Origin of the sequence: Streptomyces sp. NPDC048483, assembly GCF_040651455.1 — a bacterium.
GTDB lineage: Bacteria > Actinomycetota > Actinomycetes > Streptomycetales > Streptomycetaceae > Streptomyces.
In genome coordinates, this window is the sequence record NZ_JBEZJZ010000256.1 from 1 (window position 1) to 1,499 (window position 1,499).

The window sequence follows — 1,499 nt, forward strand, 5'->3', positions numbered from 1 at the left end:
TTCGCCGGCCGCGCCGACCACCAGGTCAAGGTCCGCGGCTTCCGCATCGAACCCGGCGAGATCGAGACCGTCCTCACCGCCCACCCGGGCGTCGCGCACGCCGTGGTCACCGTGTGCCAGGGGCGGTTGGTCGGATACGTCGTGCCCGCCGTGGCCGGGGGCATCCAGGCGGCCGCGTTGCGCGGATACGTACGGGAACGGCTGCCGGAGCACATGGTGCCCGGCACGTTCGTGGCGCTGGACGCGCTGCCGCTGACGCCGCACGGCAAGCTGGACCGCGAGGCCCTCCCGGCCCCCTCCTTCGGCCCGGAGGAGACGGGGCGGGCGCCGCGGACGCCGCGGGAGCAGCTCCTCGCCGGTCTCTTCCGTGAGGTGCTGGGCGTGTCCGCGGTCGGCATCGACGACAGTTTCTTCGACCTGGGCGGCCACTCCCTGCTGGCGACCCGGCTGGTCTCCCGCGTACGGGCCGTCCTGGGGGTCGAGCCGACGCTGCGCACCCTGTTCGAGGCGCCGACCGTGGCCGGGCTCGCCGAGCGGCTCGACGAGGCGGGGCGCACCAGGCCCGCGCCGACGGCCGTCGAGCGGCCGGCGCAGGTGCCGCTGTCGTTCGCGCAGCGCCGCCTGTGGTTCCTGCACCAGATGGAGGGCCCCGGCGCCACCTACAACATTCCGCTGGCGCTGCGGCTGTCGGGCCGGCTGGACGAGTCCGCCCTGCAGGCGGCCCTCGCCGACGTCGTGGCCCGCCACGAGTCCCTGCGCACGGTCTTCCCCGAGGCCGACGGGGCCCCGTGCCAGCGGGTGCGGGACGCCGACGCGGTCCGGCCCCGGATCCGGGTGACGCGGACCGATGCCGCCGGGCTGCCGGCGCGGCTGGCGGAGGCGGCACGGTGCGCCTTCAACCTGGCGGCCGAAACGCCGCTGCGGGCCGAGCTGTTCGAGACCGGACCGGATGAGCGGGTGCTGCTGCTCGTCGTGCACCACATCGCCGGTGACGGCTGGTCGACGGGTCCGCTGTCGCGGGACCTGGCCCAGGCGTACGCGGCGCGCTGCGCGGGCCGCAAGCCAAAGTGGGCGCCGCTGCCGGTGCAGTACGCCGACTACACCCTGTGGCAGCGGCAGTTGCTCGGCGACACGGCCGACCCCGACAGCCTCTTCGCCCGGCAGCTGGCGTACTGGACGGAGAAGCTGGCGGACCTGCCCGAGCAGATCCAGCTGCCCACCGACCGGCCCCGGCCCGCCGTGGCGTCGTACCGGGGCGCGCATCTGCTCATCGACCTCGGCCCGGCGCTGCACGCCGGTCTGACGGGCCTCGCCCGCCGGTCGGGAGCCAGTCTGTTCATGGTGCTCCAGGCCACGCTCGCGGCGCTGTTCACGCGGCTGGGGGCGGGCACCGACATCCCGGTCGGCAGCCCGGTCGCCGGGCGCACCGACCACGCCCTGGACGACCTCGTCGGCTTCTTCGTCAACACCCTGGTGCTGCGCACCGACACCTCCGGCGA

1 protein-coding gene is annotated in these 1,499 nt (G+C 75.3%); it reads left to right on the forward strand.

From position 1 onward, the window contains the following. Positions 1 to 1,499, forward strand: a 1,499-nt coding sequence (locus tag AB0D04_RS42665) for a condensation domain-containing protein (protein ID WP_362712878.1), incomplete at both ends; no start/stop codon positions are given.